We start from the raw sequence: 22,528 nt of genomic DNA on the forward strand, positions 1-22,528 counted from the left end.
CTCTGAATAAAGGCCTTTCGCCTTCCCTTGACTCGGGTCGCATCAGGCTCTGCGAGGCGCCCCGCGGGGCTGACGCAGCCTTTTCAGAGATTCCCTAGCGGGAAGAACATCCTAGCCAGGGTCTTTTTTCGCAGGTTCGCCTGGTTCTTTGCAGCAGGGCATCGCACCAGGCGGATCTGCGTTGTCTCCGGCTGGGAAGAGAGGCGTTTCGGAGGAATTTTTCCGAGACACCGTAGAAAACAAAAAGAGACCGTGTTCCAGGCAATGAGAGCCCTGATGCGGTTTTCCCGCGCTTTCCGCTTCCGCCTCCTTCGTCCTCCGTCTCTTGAAAGACCTCCTGCCGTCTCTCAGCGCTCGTCGAAAAGGGACTGGGGATCCACAAGCTGTCCTCCGAGACAAAGCCCGAAATGGAGGTGTGGCCCCGTGGCTCTGCCGGTCATTCCGGACTTTCCGAGAACCTGTCCCCTCCGCACCAGATCGCCTTCTTTCACTGCAATTTCCGAGAGATGCATGTAGAGGGAGATCATGCCGTTCCCCGAATCGATGTAAACACTCTTGCCCGCATAGTAGTGCTCTCCGGTGAGGATGACCATGCCCTCCACCGCAGCTTTCACGGGTGTTCCGGAGGCTGCGCGGAAATCGACTCCACCATGGGGGGCTCTCGGTTTGTCGTTCAGGATACGTCTTCCCCCGTAGGGGCTCGTGACCACGCCGGGCACCGGACGCTGGAGGGGCAATGTCCAGTAACGCCGCGCCGTGAAGGTCTTCCGGGCTTTCAGGACCTGCTCCCGCTCCCGGGCGATACGCTCGAGAACATCCTTTGGAGGGGTCACCATCTTCTCCGGAAGCGAGAGTCTGGTCTCGGGATAGTGTTTTGCCCGCACTGCGATCTTCCGCTGCAGGACAACTTTCTCCCCTTCTACATCCGCCACGAGACGAAGCGTCTGCGTCCCCGGCTTGGCCTTGCCCACCTCGGTACCGAGAAGGATCTCTCCCTCGCAATCACCGCCACGGCAGCGCAGCTCCACATCCAGGGAAATACCGAGCCAGGCCACCCGGAGCGTTTTCGGCTTCGAGACCGCAGGAAGGCGGACTCGAAGCCGAAAGGGTTCGCCGATGTGCACGGTCTCCGGACACTCCACCCCTATCGGCGCAACGGCGATGGCCGTGGAAGCACTCACTCCCATCCCGAAGAGAAACCAGGCGAGAAAAATCAGAGAGGACCATCGCCGCCCCTTTTCCGCGGAACCTTCCCTTCCGTCACTCCTCCGTTCCATATTTCCCCTCCTTTATATTTTGGAAGCTCTGAAGAAAGGCCTTTCGCTTTTCCTTGACTCGGGTCGCATCAGGCTCTGCGAGGCGCCCTGCGGGGCTGACGCAACCTTATTCAGAGATTCCTTTTCATTTTTCACAGGCCATTCACGGCATTCGTCGCAACACGTTCCATGACCGTTTCCCTCGTCATCGACCGCTTTGGCACCCCACAAGGTGCCATTCTCCCTGCTTCATGCGGCGGTGGCAAGATCCCTTCCGATCCGATTCCGCCATTATGCGGCTTGACCGAAAAGAAGCCATGCAAGAAGATTGGGGAAATCATCGGTATCACACGAACAGCGACCCCGGCGGCGATGTGCGGCACTCCGCCTTCCTCGCCGTAATCCTCTGGAGGCGTCATGAAACCTGTGCAGATCACCTACATCACCGCCGGCAACGGCCACAAAACCGCTGCCATGGCACTTCGAGAAGCGTTGAACGCACGAAACGTTCCCAACGTGGTCACGGACATCTTCAATTTTTCCAACACCGTCTTCCGTTGGTCCTACAGCGATGCCTACGACTTCATCAGCGAACATTCTCACCTGGCCTGCCGCTTCGTCTACGAACTGCTCGACCGCGACAGAAATTCCAGCGGCGTGGTTCGCCTCGTGGAAAAGCTCCGTGTGAACAACGTGAAGGGATTCATGCGCTTTATCGAGGAAAACATGCCCGACGTGGCGTTGTGCACCCATTATTTTCCGGCGAACGTCCTCTCGCGCATGAAAGAACAGGATCTCTACCGAGGAAAGATTTACACGGTGGTCACCGACTACGGCCTTCACAAGCTCTGGAAAAACGACTGCGTGGACGGTTACTTCGTGGCCGGAGACTGGGTCCGTGACGCCCTTCTGGAAATGGGAGTGGAACGAGAGCGTATCGTCCTCTCGGGAATTCCCGTGCTCCGAAAGTATGCGGCCCTGCATCCCGAGGCCGCGGAGGTCGCCCCAAAAACACCCGTCTCGCCTCCGCCGACGCTCTGCCCTCCCAAAGAAGAGCTTTTCTCGGTACTCTTCGTGACAAGTGCGATTCCGGACAACCAGGCCATCCGGATCATGCGGGACATCTTCGACGCGGGAATGCCTCTTGCGCTGACGGTGGTGACCGGAAGAAACCGGGATCTCCTGAGAAAGATCGACGACATGGATTCCTCGGAAACGGTCGTTTTTCGCAAGTTCGGTTTTGTGAACAATCTTCACGAACTCATGGCCGGAGCGGACGTGATGATCACAAAACCGGGGGGGCTCACCGTGAGCGAAGCCCTCTGCGCAGGCGTCCCCCTCCTTTTGGTGAACCCCATCCCCTATCAGGAGTTGTACAACGCCGCCTATCTCCAGGAAAAAGGTGCGGGCATTCTCGCTCCGGACGAAGAGGACGTAGTCACCTATCTCCGCCTTCTCTTCGCCGACGAGGAAAAGCGTCGGGAAATGCGCAGGAACGCACTGGCCATCGCGGCCCCCCTGGCGGCAGATGTGATCGCCGAGACGATCATCGCTGAAGGAGTATGTTCCTGAGGCATGGAAAGACAGCTCTCGAAAGGCGGGGTGACATCCTTTTCCCCCGGGAAAACACCGTATCCAAAAAAGGTGGAGGCCGAAAAGCGCCTCCACCGCGAATTTACCCGCTTCTCTTCCGCCGGAGTTGTTCCAGTTCGCCCCGCGTTTTCTCGATATCCGCCGAGATCGTGCGAATCCATTCGTTCCGTTTCGCCTGATCCATCGTCTTTGATTTCGGATCGCTCTGGAGAAAACGAAGCTTCTTCTCCTGGATTTCCAGCCACTCTTCTTTCATCTTCTCCAGCTCGAAATCAGCCCGATCGTCCGCAGTTTCGTTCTCTTCCCGGACGAACGCCCTGCTCATCGCGCATCAATCCTTCCTTTTTTCTTTTTTCATCCTCTCGGAGTCGCTCCTTGCCGGAGCATTTCAAGACTCTCCCGGAGAAAGGGAATCTCCGTCGTCATCCACCACACACGGCCACGAGGCCACCGAGGTTATCCCCTTGGCACTTTTCACGTTCGTCTGCCTGAGGCGGATCTCGTGGGTCGCCGCGTTCACTTCGCTCAAGAAAACCGACAGGGTCTTCGGCACGGGACCGTCGCTCATGAGAACGATCCACAGAGGGTCCTCACCTTCTCCGCTTTCTTGCGTACCATCCCGAAGATCGGTGCGCAACACGAGAAAACGCGCATTTTTCTTCCGTTTTCCCTGGGACCTCACATAGGCTTTCGCTCGCTCGTTGGAGCTGAACAGCCGCACCGAGGCAATGCGCCCCTCTTCGTCATTCGACTCCACCACTGCATTGTAAAGGATCCGCCGTTTTCGTTCCCGTACTTCTCCGGCCTCCCCCACGCTCAACCCCTCTTTCACGTCATCTCCGGTAGAGTTTGAACAAGGCCTGGGTTCCCTCGTTTTCTCCGCCCTCTCCGGCGAGGCGCTCGTAAAGACCGAGAGAGGTTCTGAGGCCGGGAGTGTCCAAATGCAGCTCTTCCGCCGACGCAAGGGCAATGCGCATGTCCTTGATGAAATGTTTCACATAAAAACCGGGCTCGAAATCCCCCGCGAGCATTCGTGGTCCCAGCTTCGACAGTGTCCAGCTCCCCGCTGCACCGCTCTCTATACTGGCAAGCACCTTCCTTGGGTCCAGACCAGCTTTCTCCGCGTAGGCAAGGGCCTCGCACACGCCCATCATCTGAGAGGCGATGACGATCTGGTTCGCCATTTTTGTGTGCTGACCGCTCCCGGCCTTCCCCTGGTAGACGATGTTCTTGCCCATGACCTGGAAGAGCGGGAGAATGCACCGATAGGCATCCTCGTCACCACCGACCATGATGGAAAGCCGTGCTTCCCGCGCTCCGAGATCGCCTCCCGAAACCGGCGCATCCAGTGCCGCGACTCCTCGTTGCGACGCTTCGCCATGAATGCGCACCGCCAACTCCGGGCTGGAAGTGGTCATATCCACCACGTAACATCCCCTGCGTACGGAAGCCAGGATGCCCCCTTCACCAAAATAAACTTCTTCCACATCCCTGGGGAAACCCACCATGGTGATCACGACATCGCTTCGAGCGGCAAGCTCTCCTACCGTGTCACACCAAAAGGCTCCCTGCGCGACAAGTTCCTCCGCTCTGGATTTGGTTCTGTTGTAAACGCAGAGAGGATATCCCGCGGCATGTATATGCCCCGCCATGCTCCGTCCCATGACACCAAGGCCGATGAATCCCACGACGGGCAGTGTCGTATTCGATCCATCCCCACAACCGAAGGAAACAGCCATTCCGTCCATGTCCTCTCCTCCTTGCATCACCAACAGATTCCGGACGCCTCACTCTCTGAAAACAGGGACCGGAAACCGTTCAAAGAAAACCCTCGCGGGGTTTCCGCATGTTCCTCCATTGTACCAAACTACCGGAATTCCGGAGCACCTTCGCCAGCCGAGAGCGTGCTATACTGCGATAAAGAAAGAGCGACAGATCCGCTATCGGAGTGATGATCTCGTGTACACAGTGGGTATTCTTCTCTTTCGCCACGTGGAAGAACTCGATTTTGTGGGTCCTTTCGAGGTGCTTTCCTACGTGAACAAGATTTTTCCGGAAAGCACTCGCGTCTTGCTCACGGCGGAAACACTCCACCCCGTGGACTGTTTCAACGGCATGCGCGTCCTTCCTCATGCGACGTTCGACGAGTGTCCCCCCCTAGATGTTCTTGTCGCCCCTGGAGGCAAAGGGCGGATCGACGCCATGAAGCACATGCGAATACTCGATTTTGTGCGGAACCAATCCCGCTCGGCCCGGTACGTCACGTCGGTGTGTACCGGAGCATTCCTTCTTGCGGAAGCCGGGCTGCTCCGGGGAAAATGCGCCACCACTCACGGTAACGCCCTTGTGGAACTCGCGGCATACCCTTTCGTGACCGTAACGCAAAGAAAGGTCGTCCAGGACGGAAACATCGTCACGGCCGGAGGCGTGAGTTCCGGCATCGACCTCGGCATACACATCCTGGCGTTGCTTTTCGGTCACGCTGTGGCGAAAAACGTGGCACACCTCATCGAATACGAACCGAACATATCCACTTCGGGAGATTCCTGACACTGGCGCAGGACACAAACCGAAAAAAGGAGCTGGAGAGAAACCATGAACAGAGTGGCAAAAACGGTTGTATTGGGTTTGCTTTTGTCGGTCCTCGTGGTTCCCGGCTCGCTGGCGCAGGAGAACCCGCTCTTCCTCCTCTTTCCCCATCTGAAAAGCATGCCCGCGCCTCCATGGGTCAAGGAGGGTATGCGCCTCACCTACTATTCCTCCGCGGCAAGCATCCCGGAAGGACGTCATCTCTACTTCAAAGATGAGAACGGGTCATGGGTGGACGACCAGGGAAACCGGTACAGGCAGGAGGAAAGCGTCGGTGCAGGTGGCCATGGCTATACCCAGATCGACGTGGCGGCTCTGGAGGGACAGCGCGTCGCTCTCCACATCAAAAGCCTCGGAATGACCGGCATCGGCGCACAACAAAGCGCTCTTTCGCTCCTCGGCTTCGACGCGTACGAGGGGCCTTCCGCGGCAGGCTCCGACTGGTGGATTTCTCCCCAGTTCCTCGCCTCGGTGGAGGAACGAAACGAAGGGGGGCTCCGCATTCTCCGCATGCCCTATCCGCTGGGGCAGACCACCTACCGCGCCATCCGCTTCCAGACGGAGGACCCGCAGGGGCGCCACGTCCGGGTCTACGATCTGGACTCAGGCGTGCTGCTTCACGCAGGGAGCGCCGTTTCGGGACGCATCTCCGGTTCCTTCACGCAGGAACTCCGCCCGGGGACGTCGGGTATGCTGAGCCAGAGCACCTTCGTAGGGGCTCGTCAGGTGACGCTTCCCTGGATGCAGGGGACACCCCCGCCCTGGCTCGCCACACTCCAAGCGCTCCGCTACGAGGGGACTACCACGGTCTACATCCCCGGCTCTCCCGCGTTTCCCCTTCCCGTGGCGCTCACGGCACAAACGGTCGCCCAAGGAGGGAGATGGCTGCTTCTCCGTGCGATCGATCTCCTCGCGTCGGTTCCCGGCCTTCCGCCTTCCGAAAGGCATTCATCCCGGATCAGCGGCATCGCCCAAACGGGCGGATTCTGGCTGCCTCCGGACGGTATCGGGACACTCCAGCCCGGCCAACATCTCGACACGGACCCCGTGACGGGCATCGCCACCTCCGTGAGCTTCCGCGGAGCCGGCCAGGACGGGCGCCCTCTGGTGACACTGGTCGAGTCCTGTTCCGGCTACTCGCTCGAATGTACCTACGACGCAGAAAGCGGTCTGCTCGCCGCATTCCGGCACGAGGACAGAAAACTCAACCAGGTCACGGAAATGCGCCTTGTGCAGACTCAATGAGGATGAAGCGCCTCCCAGGTTTGACCGTAGAGGAGGCGAGGAGCTGCAGCCGCTCTTCCACCTTTGTCCTCAACGCGAGAAAAAACGGAACAACCTACGTGCTTCACCGCAGAGGAATGAACAGGCGAGGCCCGTCGCTCTCCAGAACCCTGTAGAGCCGTCCCTTCTCCCGGTCCCAGGCAAAGGGACCGCTTGAGGCGGGGCAGCCGAATCCGTCGAGAAAAACCATCCCGCGCCCCACGGCGGTCTCGGAGGAAACCAGACCCCGGAGCGGCACCGCAAGGGGTTGCTTTCCGAGAACACGCCGCTCCCCCCAACTCCCCCGGGGCGGAACGAGATTCCGGGATGTCATCTCCCGGAGCAACAGGTCGGCCTCGACCGGGCAGGTGGACAGAAAGAAGAATGTCGCCCTCGTCGAGGCGGCAAACCTGTCCAGAAGCCAGAAGGCAAGCCACTCCGCTCCGGGAGGCGCCCCTTCGCGGAGCAAACTTGCCGCCGCCCAGAACACCGCATCCACCGCGGCGAGCGATTTGGGGATCTCTCGGGAGTTCCAGAATCCCGAGACGGCATCCCATTTTCCGGGATCACCCTCGGGGAAAAGGGATTCCACCAGCGCCAACGCCTCCGCGGCAATCTCCATGGAAAAAGGACCCTTCGGTGCGGCACGGCCATCATCGCTTCGGAACGCTTTTTCGAGGGCCGTCCATCGCTCCTCCGGGGAAGCACTCCTGGCGAAGGAGAGAATCAGCTCCTTCGCGGGGAGAATCTTTTCCCTCCCCGCCATACGCTGCTCATACCGATGCAACAACTCCTCGTAGGCGCTTTCGCCCCACGCCGTTCCTCCGGCACACGACATGGAAAACACCAAAAGCACACACACCGCGGCGGTACCGAAAATACCTTTTGCAACCCTCCCTGATTTCACCGGTCTCCTCCCCCCTTCTTGCAAAATCTCACCACCAGTGCGGCTGCACAAACCGTACGACGTCAGCCCGGAATACCGTTCAAAACCTTTCCGAGCGCTCCGCAGGAGATGAGTTCGTTCACACGCTCCACAAAAGGAATGTTCTCGGGACAAATGCTCGCCAATCCCCCCCGGAGAAGAATGGAGGAATAGCCGAGATCGCGGGCTCCGCGGCACGAGGAGAGCACACAGAATTCCGCACAGAATCCGGCGAAAATTACCGTATCCACCCCAAGGGAGCGGAGCCGTTCGTCCAGATCGGTACCGCAGAAGGCATTGCCCTTCTCCTTCACGACCCGGAGATCCTCCGGAGCGACGACAAACGCCTCGGGCAGATCGAATCCCTTTGCCCCCGGGACGAGTCCATCCTCGGCATCACAATGCTGCACCCACACTACGGGCAGCTTCTTCGCCCGAAAGAGGGGTACGACGGCGTTGATCATCGCCTGCGCCTCTTCAAGGGAGCGTCGCGTCACTTCGTTGTGCCCATAGAACAAATTCTGCATGTCCACGACAAGAAAAGCCGGCTTCATGAAAAACATCGCTCCTTCTCCATTCGGATTGTCCACCCGAGGCGGTGCTCCCGTCTCTCTTTACGAACACAACGCTGAGACAAGGGTCGTTTTCGAGGACCTCCTCCTGTTTCCCGGCTTCGCTCCTCCGCGTGGACAAAGAGATTGTACGGCAAATTCGCCTCCCGGAGGAGAGAAGATCGTTGTTCAGCAGGTCGTTTTTTCATCCGGGAAAGAGCGGAGAATCCGAAGAGGGAGCGGAGAAATGCCTTTCCGAGAAAAGGCTGTCGCTCCGGTCTCGGCGAGGAGGAACGGCTTCCTTTGCGACGAAGCGAACCCCTTCGCCTCTGCCGGAAAAATCCGGGCCCGGGCGAGGTCCGATGTTCCGCCCTGCCGCAAAAACTCACTCGTGCCGGGAGAGCCCCTTCACGACCTTGTCGATCGCTTTCCGCTCTCCGTAGAACGCCATGCCCACGAGATTGAGTTTCTCTCCGGGAACACCGAGCACCGCCGCACGGTTCGCCTCGTCTCCCGAGGTTCTGAAAACGGTGAGGCCACATCCCCGTCTCGCGCTGAAACAGCCGGAGAAACGAGAACGGCGAAAGGTCGAGGAATCTCTGAAAAACTCGCGGATGTCGCCGTTTTTCCCTTGAGACCGTAAAATGAATCCCAAAGTCACCATGTTCCTCCGGTGCGACCTTCTTTCCAGGGGGCTGAGGTACGAGAAAGCGACAGAAAACTTTCGCGAGCGCCATTTCGTTCGAGAAAGACCGAAAACCCACCAAACGGGAACTCTTTCTCGCCGAAATGGAACAGAGAGTCCCTTGGAAAGAGCTTTGCGCTCGTCTCGAACCCTTCTATCCGAAAGAGGGAAAGGGACGTCCTCCCATAGGGCTGGAAATGCTTGCGGCTCCACGTTCTCCAGAACGAGTTCGGGCCTTGAGCGACAGGGGTGTAGAAGAAGCCCTCGTGTGACGTGGAGTCCATGCGGCGCTTCGCCCGTATCGATCTTGCGCAACGAACCCGTTCCGGACGCACGATTTGCACGTTCCGCCATCTTCTGGAAACCCACAAGCTCGCAAGAGTCCCTTCGAGGCGGGAAATCTTTCTCTCGCCTCCCGGGGCTTAAAACTCTCCGAGGGAACCAACGCGCCCGCCACGATCCTCCATGCTCCTTCGCAGGCGAAAACCTGAGAGAAGAAACGCGACCCGGAGATGCATTCCACGAAGAAGGGAACCTCTGAATAAGGCTACGTCAGCCCCGCAGAGCGCCCCGCAGAGCTTGATGCGACCCGAGCCAAGGGAAAGCGAAAGGTTTTTATTCAGAACTTCCTCAGAACTTCCCTAAGAAACACGCCTTCGAGAGAGGAAACTCTGTGGAAATCCGTAAATTCCCGGTCGCTCCGTTTTCTCTCTTTCACGGCGCGCCTTTTTGCGTCCCGACGGACGTGCCAGGCCAGACATAGGGCAGATCGGGAGGTTCCGTCCATCCGAATCGGCCGTACCACGATGGATCCTTGCGGAGCAGGTTGGACCGATGCGCCCTGTGGAAAGCCTCGTCCCCGAACCAGAAAGGGAGAAAACCGCGTTCCTCGCCCTTCATGGCACGGACATACCGCTCCGCCAGCTGCACCGCAAGCGCTTCGCCTTCGGAAGACGCTCCTTCGAGGCGGAAGGCGACCGCGAGAATCTTTCCTCTGCATGTGTCGGCGAAACCGAGAGAGATCCAGCGGTCACAGACGACGACACCGAAATGCGCGAGCGCGGCGGTGTGTCCCTCCCACATGATTCTGGCCGGGTGCGAGCGCCACCCCGTCAAAGCGCGACCGGGGAGAAAGGTGTTGAGAAGCTGCAACACCTCCACGCGCTGCTTACCGAGGCGTTTCGGATCGAGTACGGCGGCACTCGCCGCGAAGTCTCCGTAGGGAAGAAAGGTCTGCATGATTGCTCTCCCGCAATAGATACACCCGTCATTGCCCTCTCAAAACGGAAGGGGCTTTTCTCGCCCGGCAAGGATCCCGACCGGCACTTCGCTCCGGCACGTCGCATCCGGGCACCTTCGCTCCTCGGCGGACATCATTCTTCGAATCAGCATAGACGAAATCCATCACAGGAGCCAGACCCCTTTTCCCTCTTTGGCACCAAAAAGTTGTGTGCGTCAAGTTGTGCAAAAAGATTTTCATGGTGTTTGGCGGCCGTCTGCGGCGATGAGCCACACTTTTCCAAGAGTGCCTTTTTGTGTTCGATCAACAGGTCCCTGCCCGAGGTAGCGACTGGACTCCAGCCACGCCTCGGAGGTTTCGACGCACAGTGCCCGTATCAGGCGCTGACATGCATCGGTGTTTGGGAAGATACGGACGACCCGGGTCCTTCTCTTGATCTCTTCGTTGAGCCGTTCCAGCATGTTGGTTGACTTCAGATGCTTGTGATGTGCTCTGGGAAGCCGGTAGAAGGTCAGCGTCTCCTCTATGTTCTCCTCCACCCAGTCAACAAGCTTCGGATATTTCCTCTGCCATTTGGTGATCCAGGACGTCAGATCCCGGTGGGCCTCCATAATGTCCCGGCGGTCGTAGATCCAGCGGAGTTCCTGGAGACAGTCGTCATCGGCCTTACGGGGCGGATGATCCAGAGCATTCCGCAGAAAATGGACGTAGCAACGCTGCCAAGATGCTTCGAGCAGGGTCTCTCCGATGGCCGAACGAAGTCCTGCGTGTCGGATACCACGAATTCGACACCGCGCAAACCCCGTAGCTTGAGCCCGAGAAGAAACTCTTTCCAACTGCTTGCCGTTTCACGGGGAGCCAATTCCACCGCCAAGATCTGCCGCTGCCCCTCCCGGTTGATTCCGATGGCGATCTGTACCGCCTGGGAATGGATAACTCCGTTCTCGCGAACTTTCTCGTAGCGGGCATCCAGAATCAAATACGGGTACGCTACAATTCCTCGGTAATCGGTACTCATGAGAACGGCCCCCTTCTCGAAGAGAAGAGGGCCGTTTGGAGTGCGGCAGAGCGAAAACCTACTCGATCACCGACGCCTTGAGGATCACCACCGGCTCCAGGGGAACGTCCTGAAAAAATCCGACGTTGCCGGTGTCCACGGTCTTGATGGCATCGACCACATCTTTTCCCTCCACAACGCGGCCAAAGACGGCATACCCCCATCCTTGCACGTTCGGCGCCGTGTGGTTGAGAAAAGCATTGTCCTTGACGTTGATGAAGAACTGCGCCGTCGCCGAATGGGGATCCTTTGTCCGGGCCATGGCAACTGGATGTCTGTCAAACGCCTCTTTGCTCCATCAATCTCTTCTTTAACCGCTCTTTGACGCGCAGAACTGTAATTTCGTTTCTCTTGTAACTCTTCAGAAGGCTCTCGGCCTCTCTGCACGCGGAGTCTAGACCTGCCTTGAAGAGAAGGACGGGGACGGAGATCGTGGCTGTTCGACCAAGTTTCGGGATGTCCAGCTCGAAAAAGACTTCCGGCAGTTTTTTCAAGGGATTCGTCTCCATATCGATGACGGGAATGACGTCCTTTTCCCCGAGACACTGGTCAAGTCCCTGCACGACTCCCCAAAAGAGGTCCTCGTCCCTCACACCGATCATGGAAAGGCTTTTTATGTAGCAATACGCAACAAACCACTCCAGCCATCTCTGCGTTTTCGCAGCCGTCTCGTTGATCCTCAGGACCCGATTGTAGACCGACCGTTCGTAGGCCACGACGTCTTTCTCGATCTCCTCGAGCCGGGCCTTCAGCTCCTTTTCGAAGTCCGGGAGCTTCCCCTCTTGGGGCGCCTCGTCGGCAAGACTCACCCCCTCCAGATCCGCAAGACCTGTAACGAGCCGTTCCCCCTGTTCGGTGTTGACCACCAGGGCCTCCACCGGTCGATAGGCATCCAAAGCCAAAGGCGCAACGGAGATCGGAGGCTCGGCTGCCTCGAGGACCGCCTCCATCAGGCGCTCGAAAACCGGGTCCAGATAGGTCGCCAAATGAAGCTCGCACTCCAGACCCGGAATGCCCGTCTCGAGGACCGCCCGGTCGCCGGTCAGGCAACACCCCCTTGGAATGCCCGGAATTCCCGCGAGGCGCAACACCTTCTCGTTCGTTCCGGGCACGAGTTCGCACCCCAGGTCACACAGGTACCGGCAATTCGCCAACAGCCCCCAGATGCTTTCCAGTGTCACCGGCATCGCGCCGGTCCGTCTCCGCTCGGAAATCCTCCGGTAGAAATCGTAAAGCTCCTCGGGGGGCACTTCCATGGCCTCGATCTGCCGTTTCTGCCTTTCCATTCGTTCCTTCGCCACTTGCTCAAGTTTAAATTCCGAAATCTTTCCTGCGGCGTAGGCGTCGAAATCTTCCTCGGAGAGAGGAAGGATGGAGAACGGAATCGAGCCCGTCATCTCTTGAGCGACCCGGAGGCGATCCAAGAGCCTCCCGTAGATGATTTCCTCCACGGAATCCAGCATGCAGAGGTTGAGGACGAAGATTTCCTCGTGCTTCTGGCCGATGCGGTCGATGCGACCCACCCGCTGTTCCACCTTCATGGGGTTCCAGGGCAGGTCGAAGTTGATCAACAGATCGGCGGTCTGCAGGTTCAGCCCCTCCGCCGCGGCGTCCGTGCAGAGCAGGACGTCCACTTCGTCGCGAAGAAATCGCTTTTTCACGTCCTCCCGGTCCGTATTGACGAGCTCCCCCCGGCTTTCGTCGTAATACGCGCAATATCTTCCGCTGTAGACTCCGAGCCGGAGGTTCGGTGCCTGCCGCCGCAACGTCCGGCGAAGATCGTCAAGGGTGTCGAGATACCGGGTGAAAAGAACCGTCTGCCTGATCCGGCTGTTGTCCTCCTTCCTCCTCCTGCCCTCAAGACATTTCAAGAGCTCTTTCGTCTTCGACGAAATGCCCGTCAACGCCTCCAAACGCTTCAGGATTTCCGCGATGGCATCCCTCTCCCACTGCAGGTCCTCCGGACTCCGGTTTTCCAGGACCTTGTCCAGCGGATTTTCATCCGTGTCCCGCTCCTCCGGGTTGAAGTCCTCGGGTTCTTCCGGAGCGGCTCCCAAGGCAAGAAGCGTTCGCTCGACCTTCTCCCTGCGCCTCTTGAGGGATTCCTGCAAGGCATAGAACGAAGAGCTGCACCGCTGGCGCAGGAAGCTCAAATAGAACCCCAGACTGGCCCGGTTCTCGCTTTCCGTACCGGATTCCTCGATTTTCCGGGCCAATTCCTGGCAATATTCCTGGAGACCGTCGTAAACATCCTTTTCTTCCGCAGTGAAAACGATCCTTGGTATCGGAAGGATGGTTCGCGTCGCCAGGTTCTCCCGCAGTTGGCCCTTTGCCTTGTAAAGCTCAAGGAGTTTTCTCGTATGCCGGAGCATCACCCTGGACAGCGGAGCAGCGGCAAAAAGCAGCCTTCGGATAAAGGCATGGTCCGCCGTGCGAGGGGACCGGTTTTCCTGGAGCCAGTCTTCCAGGATGGTCCTGACGCGTCCCTGGATGATGCCATCGCTCAGGTAATTCCATAGCCAGGGATCTTCCTCTTGGATCCTCTCGATCGCCCGCTTGAGAAGTTTCCATTCGGAGGGATCGAGCGGCTCGTTGCGTCCCAGCTTCCCCAGCCCTTCGTAATAGGCTCGCACCAGGGAAGGCGATGCCCCAAAGGCCCCCACCCGTTCGCAAAGCCGGAAAAGGTCGTAGGCCTCGATCCAATCCAACTGCACCGGAGTCGCGGTGGCCATCCAAAGGGCTTCGGCCTTTTCCCCCAGGTGTTCCTCGATGGTTTGATAGAGCTTGCCGTAGGAGGGATCCGACCGGCAGCTGTCCTCCGTGTTGGGGTTTTTCCGACGGGCGTAATGCGCTTCGTCCACGAGCACCACATCGAAGGAATCCGCCTTCAAAAGTTCGAAAAGCCGCTCCTCTCTCACAACAAGCCCGCTGGAAAGGATGCAAAGGTCTGGCTCGAAGAGGTTCTCCGCGGAGAAACTCTCTTGATCCGGAAAGAGAACCTCGTGTTTCTTGGCGGGACTAGCGATGCCACGCCGGAAGGGAAGAGAGAACTTGGAGGCCATTTCCCGTTGCCACTGCTGGGTCAGGCTGGCAGGTGACACCACAAGAACCCGCTCGATCACCCCGGACAGGAGGAGGGAGCGCAGGGCCAGCCCCGCCTCGATGGTCTTGCCCAGTCCGACCTCGTCGCAGAGCATGAAGCTCGAGGGCCAGTTTTCGATGAGCCGCCGCGCCACCACCTCCTGATGGGGCCAGGGGGAGACCGGGGCGGTTTCCATGCCCACCCAGAGTCCGCCCGGCATGTGAGGCGCCATCCGAATCACCTTGAAGGCCAGCCATTCCTCAGGGGAGGGTTTTGGTGGAACCTTTCGCGGAGTGCCGTCCACCTCCCGGGGAACGCTGACCCGCTCTCCCATCTTCACCAGTTTTCGATGGACCGCCTCCGGCAGGGTCAGGACCCGAAAATGAGGATGCCGGTTCTCCCAAAGGGCCTCGAAATCCCTCTGATGGTCGGAAATCCGGCTTGATGACGGTCCTTCCCACCAATCGCAGTCGACGTTCAGGTTTTCCGCGTTCAAAACCAGAGCTGTTTTCGATTCATTCAAGGACCCGGACGCCAAAATCCGGTGCCCCGCCGCGTCCCGAAAAAGCGCCCATTTTTCGTGGACGTATCCGTCCTCCTGGGACTCGAACGGCAGAGGTTCCGCCGTCTTTCCATGCAGGCGGAAGGCAACCCGCACCTCAAGAAACCCCCTGCTGACCATCCAGGCCAGAAGCTCGACTCCGCGGGTCACGTTTTCAGGCCAGGTCCCCTCCAATTGCGACAACAGGTGCTTTTCGAGGCGGGCTTGTTCCCCGGAAAGGACGGCCGCCACGTCGTCCGGGCTCATGTTTGCTCCGGCGATGAGCCGCATCCGTCCATCGTGGGCCGTGAAAGCCGAATATCCCTGCGAAGCCGCGGCCAAAGACGAGGAGGTGAAGTAGCCCGCCACCCGGTCGTACGCCACAGAACGCTCCAGAACCGGGATGTAGAACTCGTGGAGGATGTCCACGAGGCTTCCGTCCTCCCGGAGGGTCGAGGTCTTGTAGGCGTAGTTCCAAGTCCGGTCGCGGAAGCGAAGGCCGCCCTCACCCAGGCGAGCCATTCTCAGGCCTCCAAAAGTCCCAGCCCGAACCGAATCGCCCGGGCTTCCTTCCTCAACGTCTCGTCCGCCACCTCCTCCGCCCAGACGCAGAGCAGGCTTTTCGCCACGGAAGCCTTTTCACCGGCCTTGTTCTGGAGATATCCCTTGGCGGTGATCTCCATCCCCTCCCGGTAGGCCATGATCGTTCCCTGCAGGAGATCCCACTCCGTCTGGGGGCTTTCGAGGCGGCGAGGATCCCGCTCTTCGGGGAGAGCCAGGCGGAGCTTGCTTCCTTTGCGGACAAGCGGTGCGGCAAAACCGACTTCGTTGGACTTGAGCGCCGCCGCCCGCCGCTCGCTTTCCTGGGCGTTGATGCCGATAAAACGGCCATTCGCGGCATACCCCCCGGTCTTGGCCTCCAAGGCGATGTTCAGGGACTTCGAGAGGCTCAAGGCATCGTCATAGTCGAACTCCTCAAGGCCGAAGATGCCGAAAAGAAGCACCGCCATGGCGGCCTCGGGCGAAAGGTCCGACAGGGAAAGTTTCCCCTTTGCGCTCTCCCGGAACTGGGCCTCGGCGACGACGCGGGAGGCTTCGAGCATGGCCCGCTTCGGCCCGACCGGGTCTTCCCCATCCAAAACGGGCCAATTTTCCGACAAAACCTGCAGGGCCCGGCCGTAGCAGGCGACCATCCGGTCCACCGGGTTCAGGTTCAGGTGGGCAAATTCCTCCAGTCCCTTCTCGACACCCGCCTGCACTTTCTGCTGGACGCCGCTGCCGCCAAAGCCCCTCCAGGAGCTCGGAGGACGATTTTCCTGCCGGACCGCCTTGCGACAGGAAATAAAGATAGAACTGACCGTAGCGGCCATATTCTGGTGATGGATATCTCTTTCCCCTTCAGACTCAACAGGCACAGTCGATGTGATGACAAACCCACTGTGTATGAGTGCTCGTGTGAGCGTTTCCCAAGCTTCCTGACTCTTGTGAGTGAACATCATCGTCATAAGCCCGCCGTCTTTCAAAACGCGACGAGCCTCGAGGAAAATCTCTCCCATCATGCGCTCATACGCTGCCTTGGACTCCTTCTCCCCCCCATCACGATCCGGGTTCGCAACGGCCTCTTCGTCCTTGTTTGTGAGACGTCGGTGAAAGAGGTCCGGATAGAGGTCCTTGAGGGTCCGTCTCTGCCAGACGTAGAAATAATCGGAGAGCTCCGCGTATTGGACATTGTTGTAGTAGGGGGGGTCGAAGCAAATGACGTCCACCGATTTATCCGATACCTGCGGCATCGCCGCCGCCGTCCCGTTAAAGAGCGTCAGGGGCGGGTTTCCCCGGGTTGCCCGCCTCACGGGCTCCAGGAGTTCGGCTATTCCTCCGTAGGCCTCCAAGATTTGAGACAAACCCCATGCGGCACCAGAATTTGGTCCCGTAAAAACCATTTCCCCGAAAGTCCATTTTGTCGAGAAATCGTGACGAGTAAAAACATGAGCGATAACACCTCTGTTTGCATGCCATAATGTTTGTATGCTGTTGTAATCCAATCCCTTATCGATGGCGAACTGAAGATAGGTCACCACAGCCTTGCCCTTTTCATGGTCCAGTTCCTTCAGAATTTGAGGCTTCAGGCGGTTCAGTTCCTCGATGAGGAAAAGGTGCCCCAGGAGTTGGCGTGGGGTGAACAGATCACACCACCGTTTCATGCCAACCCGTAGGGGTTCTCTCGTCTTATGCCCTTCGGGAATAGCTTCCGTAGGGATCAGACCGGCGTCCTCCCAGCGGGTCCAGTTCTCCTTCAGCATCCGCTCCGCCTCGTCCAGGGCGGCGAGGTCGCGTTCGTTCGGAGGACGGAAGAAATGGACCTTCTCCATCTTGATTTCTCCCGCCCTTTTCCCGGTCTTGACCCTTTGGACGCGTCCGTTTTTGTCGAGTTTGGGCTGATGGCGCACCGCCGCCACGGCATAGAGGCGGTCCTTCCACTTGCCGTGCTCGGATTCCCCGCGGGCCTGGCGCTTGATCTCCTCCGCGTCGATCCCCTGTCCGCAGTGGACGCAAAGCCCCTTGCCGCCGCGGACGGTCGAAAAATCGGGATCCTCTCCGTTGGATCCTTTCCCCGTCGTGACGCAGTAGGTCTTGAACCGAACCGTGCCATTCTTTCTCTTTCCGTCCGGTAGAACGGCAACCCCCCAGGGCTCTCCGTCCGCCTTGGAAAGCCAGCAGGTGTTGAGAAGCGGGGCTTCGCCTCCGCAATGGGGGCAAGTCACCTGCCGGACGTAGATGTAGTCCATGACGGACTCTTGGTCGAAATCGGTGATGGACGTGTCACAGCGACTCATGTGATCCTTCAGCCGTTGCATTTCCTCCGGAGGAATTTTTGATTCGGGGAATAAGTGAGAAATCTTGTCGTCTAGATTTTTCAGAAGGGTTTTCCCCCATGTTTCGATATCTTTTACAAGTTCCGATCCGAACCTGGCCGGGTAATTCAAGGTCGCGTCAAGGATGACCGAGGCGACGGGGTTCAATTCGTTGGCCAAGGTCCTGCATCCCAAACGGAGGGCTTCGAACGGAATGGAACCTCCTCCCGCCGTAATGTCCATCACGGAGACATCCGGGTGCGAAGTCTTGGGAGGAGTTGTAAAGGCACGATCATACCCGTACATATCCTCCGGAGTCCAGTTTAGATCCATCCCCAAGACCCTTTTTACTCGGGGATCGGTCTTGAAGGCAATCCGCTCCTTGACATGGGCCGGATCCGCGGCGACCGTGCCGACGTCGAGCAGGGCATTGGAGGCGGGGCGCTCAAGAGGCTGGGTCTCCCTCTCCCATAGCAGGAGAACGGGGTCCTTCGCCAGGTCGGGATCGCTCTTTTTCAGGGTTTCTATGATTTGTCGGCATGCGGCCCGCCTCTCGTTCTCTTTGTCGAACGCGGCGGCGGCGGTTTCGTCGAAGACTAAGATTTCGGCGCCACCGTCGCCCACGCGGATAAGGTCCTTGTTCTTTCCCACAAGAACCCACTCGCCACCCTCCAGACAAAGGACCTTCCTCTCGATCCCCAATTCCTTCAAAAACCAGTCCGGATCGGTGTCCGCCGGAAGGATGGAGCCCAGGACCGCGGCGCGGCTGGGGGTCAGGGGTCGCCGGGCCCACCAGACGTGAAGGTAATAGAGGGGCGGCAGAGCCGAGCTGGAGCCTCGTTCCCGCTGCGTTTCGGCCCCCACCTGATGACAAGGAAATCCTGCTTCGATGAGCCTCCGGTCGTTCTCTTTCTCCGTCATGGCTTTCTTGTCATCTCCTTCAGTTACGGCGCAGCTTCTCGAGCATCGTCTGGATGGCCGGATCGTGGGGCTGACCGGCCAGCATGATCCGAAGGCCCGTTTGAGCCCAGCGGTTCGCCTCCGGGCTGAAATCGGAGATGCGGGAATGCCAGTAGGCGGCCTCCTCCCGGGAGAACTTCTCCACGCGCCGGGCCATCAGTTCCACCCGGTCCAGTTCCTTCAGCCGTTCCTGAAGCTTGAACATGAGGGCGAACTTGAAGCCCGTCTCTTCGTCCAACGGCAAATTTCCCCGATAGGCGACGGGCAGTCCTTCGATGTATCTCTGGATTTCCAGGGGGATTCCCTGTTCGCTTCGAATTCCCGACAGAATCTTTCGGACGATGGGCAAAAGGCGGACCAGGGCATCTCCGAACAAGGCCCCGCGATCTTGGATGGTTTTTTTCTCTTTGCCCGAAGCGTCCTTTTCACCGGGAACAAGGAGATGTTCCTTCACGACGAAGACCGGGCTGGGCCTGCCCGAATGGTCCGTCACGCGAAGAATCCACCTGGCACTCTTCAACGCGGGCCTCAGGTAGGTGTCGAAATGCCGGTCCAAATCCAAGCCGGAGGAGCGAACGATCTTTCTCATGGGGTCATTCCTTTCCTTGCAATGCGCGCCGGAGCTCTCTGACCAGCAGACAGGTTTCGTCGGGATTTCCGATCTCCACAATGAGTTCGCTTTCCGACGAAGGCGTCAGCATATCCCCCAGGATCTCGAACAGCTCTCCCAACTGCTTCATCCCTTCAGGGCCGACATCCCGCAGCATGAGGGAGAAACGCCCTCCCGTCGGGAGTTCGAATTCGGTCACGTCGAACCGGTGGAAACGGGTCTTCGCCCCCCTGGTGTAGAAGCTTCCGAGCTTTCTCAAGAACCCGGACGAGAAGACCGCCAATCCTTCGGGACCGGAAATCTTCAGGGCATTGGGCTTTTCGGCGAGCCATCCTCTTCGGACGGCCTCGCCTCGGGTGATGACAACCAGTTCCGGAGTCGGTGTCATCCGGATGGCCTCGATGCCGGAGACCAGTTTTGGGGGCTTCTCGGACTGCTCGGGATCTCCTTCGTAGGCGAGAAGCTGCTCTTTCCGGGCCAGGTCCACAAGAGTTTCGTTGATGATCTCCTCCGGGGCGTCGTCGCGAAGTCCCTTGACGTGCTCCTGGACCTGGGCCACTCTGAGGCCTTTCTTCTCTTCCGTGGCTGACTCCACCAGGCAGCGGATCTCCTCTTTCGTTGGACCCGACTGAATCCCCCATCTCCGCTGCTTTGCCCCCTGAACCGTGACCAGAATGTCTTCGTCGCTCAACTCTTCGTGGATGGGAATTTCCGGGGTTTCGGCATCGTAGAATTTTCCCGGTTTCCCGGTTTTTTCGTCGAACTTTCCGGCCAAGCACCAGTATCCTCTCTTGACGCCCTCCCGGGCGATGAGCGGCAGGCACTCCGGATCCTCCAGGACGGGCCAGCCTCGGTTCACGTGGAATTTCTCCCGGATCCGACCCAAAGAGAGGTAATCCCCATCCGCAAAGAAAAGCGACTGGAGCTCGTGGAGGATTTCCTTTGTTACCGGGCCCGAGGGAATAATTTCTCCATTTTCCTTCAGGACCGTGCGGATTTGCTCGAACTGCGCGTCGCCTCCCTCGCCTCCAGCCGTTCGGATTTCCTTGAGGGCGAAGATCCCTTCCTTGACCGGATAGGCGAGGAAGCGATAGGCGAGGCTCACCCGCCTTTCAAGGTCATTGTCCAGCTTCGGGAAGTCAATTTCCTTCACCTGGGAGGCCGAAATGCCATAGTTCTGGGGGTTGTCCTTCAGGATCTTGGTCGCAAGGACATTTCTTGCGAGAGCGTAAAGTTCGAATTTGGCCCGTTCCCGCTGCTCCTCCCCTTCCGGGATGAGGCGCCCTTCCTCGCCGGGACGGAGGATGCGGGCTGTTTCCGGAATGAACAGGAAGACGCTGTTCTGGTACAGACGAGGAACGCCCTTGCCCACGGTGGTGATGAAGGCGACAGGATCCACCTCGGCAAGCCGGATGGAGAGAACTCCCAGCAGCGAACGGTCCTGTTTGTCCGGAAGGTCCTGAGGGCCAATAACATCCGGCTTGACCAAAAAGCCCTGCCGGCTCTTTCCAAACAGATTTCGGGCCTTCACCTCCAGCTCGGTCAGAATCTGTTCTTCGGTGATGGACTCTCGGATCCTCGAAAGGGCCAAATTGACGTTCGGCTCGGAAACGGCGTAGTAGAGCCCGTTCTTCTCTCTGAGGTAGAAGGCTTTCGTCCGGATGTCCTCCAGGGCCTGCTTCACTTGTGCGGGGGTAAGCCCCGGCTGGGCCACGGCAAGCAGGGCGTCAGGTTCGTTGATCCCGAAAACGGGGCTCGCCAGGCCTTCCGCCTGTCCCGCAAGGCTGTTCAGAAAGACGGTCTTCCAGGTCAGGACATGGTACGGGATCTTGTCCGGATGAGGGTTCTCGTGGTCGGCCCGTTCGGCGTTGGAGCGCCCGCCCTGAAGCGCTGGAGTATCCGCAGTCCCGATGTCCGCGTTGAGCACCGGGATCATGGAAGTGTTGCCCGTGCGGCCCAAAAGTTCGTCCACGGTCCGGGCATCCATGAAGTCCAGATGGCCAGGATGGATCATGGGGACATCGTTTCCCGACTTCCAAAGAGCCCGCACCGCGAGTGCGAGGATTCTCAGGACGCCCCGGGTTTTCTGGAAGGTCGGGACCGTGGAGAGCTTTTTGTTCAACAGGTCCAACATGGCGGGATGGAAGGGATAGGTCGTTCGCATCTCCTCGAGGAAGGGCTCGAGCTGAAGGCCTCCGGGAAGAAGCGACGTGCTTCGCTCGTAGAGCTGTCGATACGCTTCCACGGTGCGGCGGGCTTCGTTCCGGTCGATGTGTTCAAAAAGACGCTTGCCGAGGACGGCGGAGAGGTCCTTTGCCTTGACGGGCACCACGACGGTTTCTGCTCTCGCCAGGATAGTGGTCAGTTCTCGAGCGGCATCCTGCTGAAGCGACAGGGCCTGTCCGGAATCCAGGGGCTGGTTGGAGAGTTCCGAAAGGGTTTTGGAAAGCTCGGCCGTTTGTGCGGAAAATGCATCGTGAAGCCCCGCCAGGGTGACGACGATGGCGATGCCGGGATGTTGGGAGGCATACCCCAGGAGTGACATGAAGAAGGTGGGCAGCATGGTTTTTGCCTGCGGGTAGGCGACGGCCCACCGGGCGGCGTAATGCGCCAGCTCGTCGATGAGGATCAAGACCCTGCGGCCGCCGAAGAGTCGCTCGAAAAAGGCTTCGTCGGGAGAATCGAGACGGTCCAGATAGGAAGCAACGTCGTCGGACAGGTCGGTCCCGCCCAATTGCCGGGCGATCTCCGTCCACAGGGGATACGGTTTCAACTCGCTACCCCGCGTTTCCTTGACGGGAACGGCATCCCCGGCAATCGCGACGACATCGACCGTTCCGGGCTCGGGAAGGAGATCTTCCTCGATGAACTCGGAGACGTAGGAGGCCAGCTCTTTTCCTTTTTTCGCCAGGTGGAGGCAGGCAATGAGGGTGTGGGTCTTGCCTCCGCCGAAACCGGTTTCGAGGCGCTTCAGGGCCGAGGCAGTGGTTTCTCCGCCGAGACGGAAGACGACATCCCGAAGAATCATCTTCATGTCCTCGGTGAAATAGGTCCCTTCGGAGAAGAACGCGGACGCATCCGTGTAGAGAAGGTGTACCGATTTCTGGCCTTTGTAAAAGTTCGCCACCTGGCTTAGAGAGGCGGTAAAAATCTCCATGTTGATGGAGCCGGATAGAAGGTCCTTCCTCGGTTGACACGCTTTCAGTACGCCCACGGCAAGTCCTCCCCGTTTACAAATCTACTTTTGGAGCGCGACTTGAAGCTCCTCGTTCGCCCACTGCTCGTCCTCTTCGAACAATTCCTCTGTAAGCTTTTCCCTCATGG

16 protein-coding genes and 2 pseudogenes are annotated in these 22,528 nt (G+C 58.8%); 4 read left to right on the top strand and 14 right to left on the bottom strand.

What is annotated here, in order from left to right; genetic code table 11:
* Positions 1-347: 347 nt before the first annotated feature.
* Positions 348-1,277 carry a M23 family metallopeptidase gene (locus K349_RS0108385; RefSeq protein ID WP_029165404.1) on the bottom strand — a complete coding sequence of 310 codons (930 nt, stop codon included), beginning with the start codon at positions 1,275-1,277 and terminating at the stop codon, positions 348-350.
* A gap of 396 nt (positions 1,278-1,673) precedes the next feature.
* Between K349_RS0108385 and K349_RS0108390 the strand changes: the two genes are divergently transcribed.
* Positions 1,674-2,828: an MGDG synthase family glycosyltransferase gene (locus K349_RS0108390; protein ID WP_029165405.1), complete on the top strand. Its 1,155-nt coding sequence runs from the start codon at positions 1,674-1,676 to the stop codon at positions 2,826-2,828.
* Positions 2,829-2,931: 103 nt separating this feature from the next.
* Here the strand turns inward: K349_RS0108390 and K349_RS0108395 are convergent, their stop codons facing one another.
* From K349_RS0108395 to K349_RS0108405, 3 genes are all read right to left on the bottom strand, one after another.
* On the bottom strand, positions 2,932-3,174 hold the full coding sequence (locus tag K349_RS0108395) for a hypothetical protein (RefSeq protein ID WP_029165406.1): 243 nt from the start codon (positions 3,172-3,174) through the stop codon (positions 2,932-2,934).
* 63 nt (positions 3,175-3,237) lie between these two features.
* Positions 3,238-3,663 (bottom strand): hypothetical protein, encoded by a 426-nt coding sequence (locus K349_RS0108400; RefSeq protein WP_029165407.1) that lies wholly within the window; start codon positions 3,661-3,663, stop codon positions 3,238-3,240.
* Positions 3,664-3,682: 19 nt separating this feature from the next.
* Positions 3,683-4,597 carry an NAD(P)-dependent oxidoreductase gene (locus tag K349_RS0108405; RefSeq protein ID WP_245588023.1) on the bottom strand — a complete coding sequence of 305 codons (915 nt, stop codon included), beginning with the start codon at positions 4,595-4,597 and terminating at the stop codon, positions 3,683-3,685.
* A gap of 211 nt (positions 4,598-4,808) precedes the next feature.
* Between K349_RS0108405 and K349_RS0108410 the strand changes: the two genes are divergently transcribed.
* Positions 4,809-5,399, top strand: a complete 591-nt coding sequence (locus K349_RS0108410; protein ID WP_029165409.1) for a DJ-1/PfpI family protein — start codon at positions 4,809-4,811, stop codon at positions 5,397-5,399.
* 45 nt (positions 5,400-5,444) lie between these two features.
* Complete coding sequence (locus K349_RS0108415) at positions 5,445-6,683, top strand: hypothetical protein (protein WP_029165410.1); 1,239 nt, start codon at positions 5,445-5,447, stop codon at positions 6,681-6,683.
* A 103-nt stretch (positions 6,684-6,786) separates the two neighbouring features.
* Here the strand turns inward: K349_RS0108415 and K349_RS18015 are convergent, their stop codons facing one another.
* The 3 genes from K349_RS18015 to K349_RS0108435 form a co-directional block, all read right to left on the bottom strand.
* Positions 6,787-7,608, bottom strand: coding sequence for a hypothetical protein (locus tag K349_RS18015; protein ID WP_029165411.1), 822 nt, complete (start codon positions 7,606-7,608; stop codon positions 6,787-6,789).
* 62 nt (positions 7,609-7,670) lie between these two features.
* Positions 7,671-8,180 carry a cysteine hydrolase family protein gene (locus K349_RS0108425; protein WP_029165412.1) on the bottom strand — a complete coding sequence of 170 codons (510 nt, stop codon included), beginning with the start codon at positions 8,178-8,180 and terminating at the stop codon, positions 7,671-7,673.
* 382 nt (positions 8,181-8,562) lie between these two features.
* Positions 8,563-8,841, bottom strand: coding sequence for a DUF2000 family protein (locus tag K349_RS0108435; RefSeq protein ID WP_029165414.1), 279 nt, complete (start codon positions 8,839-8,841; stop codon positions 8,563-8,565).
* 71 nt (positions 8,842-8,912) lie between these two features.
* Between K349_RS0108435 and K349_RS19490 the strand changes: the two genes are divergently transcribed.
* Entirely contained in the window at positions 8,913-9,134 is a 222-nt protein-coding gene (locus K349_RS19490) for a transposase (protein WP_476726747.1), read from the top strand.
* A gap of 442 nt (positions 9,135-9,576) precedes the next feature.
* Here K349_RS19490 and K349_RS0108450 read toward each other — a convergent pair whose 3' ends face one another.
* The 7 genes and pseudogenes from K349_RS0108450 to K349_RS0108485 all read right to left on the bottom strand — a co-directional run bounded on the left by K349_RS0108450 (position 9,577) and on the right by K349_RS0108485 (position 22,418).
* Positions 9,577-10,101, bottom strand: coding sequence for an MSMEG_6728 family protein (locus K349_RS0108450; protein ID WP_029165416.1), 525 nt, complete (start codon positions 10,099-10,101; stop codon positions 9,577-9,579).
* Positions 10,102-10,376: 275 nt separating this feature from the next.
* Positions 10,377-11,090: pseudogene (locus tag K349_RS16840) on the bottom strand (IS256 family transposase); the annotation flags it as partial.
* 88 nt (positions 11,091-11,178) lie between these two features.
* A pseudogene (locus K349_RS16845) lies at positions 11,179-11,424 on the bottom strand (peptidylprolyl isomerase); the annotation flags it as partial.
* Positions 11,425-11,437: 13 nt separating this feature from the next.
* On the bottom strand, positions 11,438-15,304 hold the full coding sequence (locus K349_RS18705; RefSeq protein WP_084460301.1) for a DEAD/DEAH box helicase: 3,867 nt from the start codon (positions 15,302-15,304) through the stop codon (positions 11,438-11,440).
* Between the two features lie 2 nt (positions 15,305-15,306).
* Positions 15,307-18,555 (bottom strand): DUF1156 domain-containing protein, encoded by a 3,249-nt coding sequence (locus K349_RS0108475; protein ID WP_029165419.1) that lies wholly within the window; start codon positions 18,553-18,555, stop codon positions 15,307-15,309.
* 19 nt (positions 18,556-18,574) lie between these two features.
* On the bottom strand, positions 18,575-19,183 hold the full coding sequence (locus K349_RS0108480; protein WP_029165420.1) for a DUF7680 family protein: 609 nt from the start codon (positions 19,181-19,183) through the stop codon (positions 18,575-18,577).
* A gap of 4 nt (positions 19,184-19,187) precedes the next feature.
* Positions 19,188-22,418: an ATP-binding protein gene (locus K349_RS0108485; RefSeq protein WP_029165421.1), complete on the bottom strand. Its 3,231-nt coding sequence runs from the start codon at positions 22,416-22,418 to the stop codon at positions 19,188-19,190.
* Positions 22,419-22,528: the final 110 nt, after the last annotated feature.

Origin of the sequence: Aminiphilus circumscriptus DSM 16581, from assembly GCF_000526375.1 — a bacterium.
Lineage (GTDB): Bacteria > Synergistota > Synergistia > Synergistales > Aminiphilaceae > Aminiphilus > Aminiphilus circumscriptus.

Excerpts from the sequence above, each read along its gene's own strand:
- K349_RS0108385 (WP_029165404.1), bottom strand. The coding sequence starts at position 1,277 with ATGGAACGGAGGAGTGACGGAAGGGAAGGTTCCGCGGAAAAGGGGCGG.
- K349_RS0108390 (WP_029165405.1), top strand. The coding sequence starts at position 1,674 with ATGAAACCTGTGCAGATCACCTACATCACCGCCGGCAACGGCCACAAA.
- K349_RS0108395 (WP_029165406.1), bottom strand. The coding sequence starts at position 3,174 with ATGAGCAGGGCGTTCGTCCGGGAAGAGAACGAAACTGCGGACGATCGG.
- K349_RS0108405 (WP_245588023.1), bottom strand. The coding sequence starts at position 4,597 with ATGGACGGAATGGCTGTTTCCTTCGGTTGTGGGGATGGATCGAATACG.
- K349_RS0108415 (WP_029165410.1), top strand. The coding sequence starts at position 5,445 with ATGAACAGAGTGGCAAAAACGGTTGTATTGGGTTTGCTTTTGTCGGTC.
- K349_RS0108425 (WP_029165412.1), bottom strand. The coding sequence starts at position 8,180 with ATGAAGCCGGCTTTTCTTGTCGTGGACATGCAGAATTTGTTCTATGGG.
- K349_RS0108435 (WP_029165414.1), bottom strand. The coding sequence starts at position 8,841 with ATGGTGACTTTGGGATTCATTTTACGGTCTCAAGGGAAAAACGGCGAC.
- K349_RS0108450 (WP_029165416.1), bottom strand. The coding sequence starts at position 10,101 with ATGCAGACCTTTCTTCCCTACGGAGACTTCGCGGCGAGTGCCGCCGTA.
- K349_RS18705 (WP_084460301.1), bottom strand. The coding sequence starts at position 15,304 with ATGGCTCGCCTGGGTGAGGGCGGCCTTCGCTTCCGCGACCGGACTTGG.
- K349_RS0108475 (WP_029165419.1), bottom strand. The coding sequence starts at position 18,555 with ATGACGGAGAAAGAGAACGACCGGAGGCTCATCGAAGCAGGATTTCCT.
- K349_RS0108480 (WP_029165420.1), bottom strand. The coding sequence starts at position 19,183 with ATGAGAAAGATCGTTCGCTCCTCCGGCTTGGATTTGGACCGGCATTTC.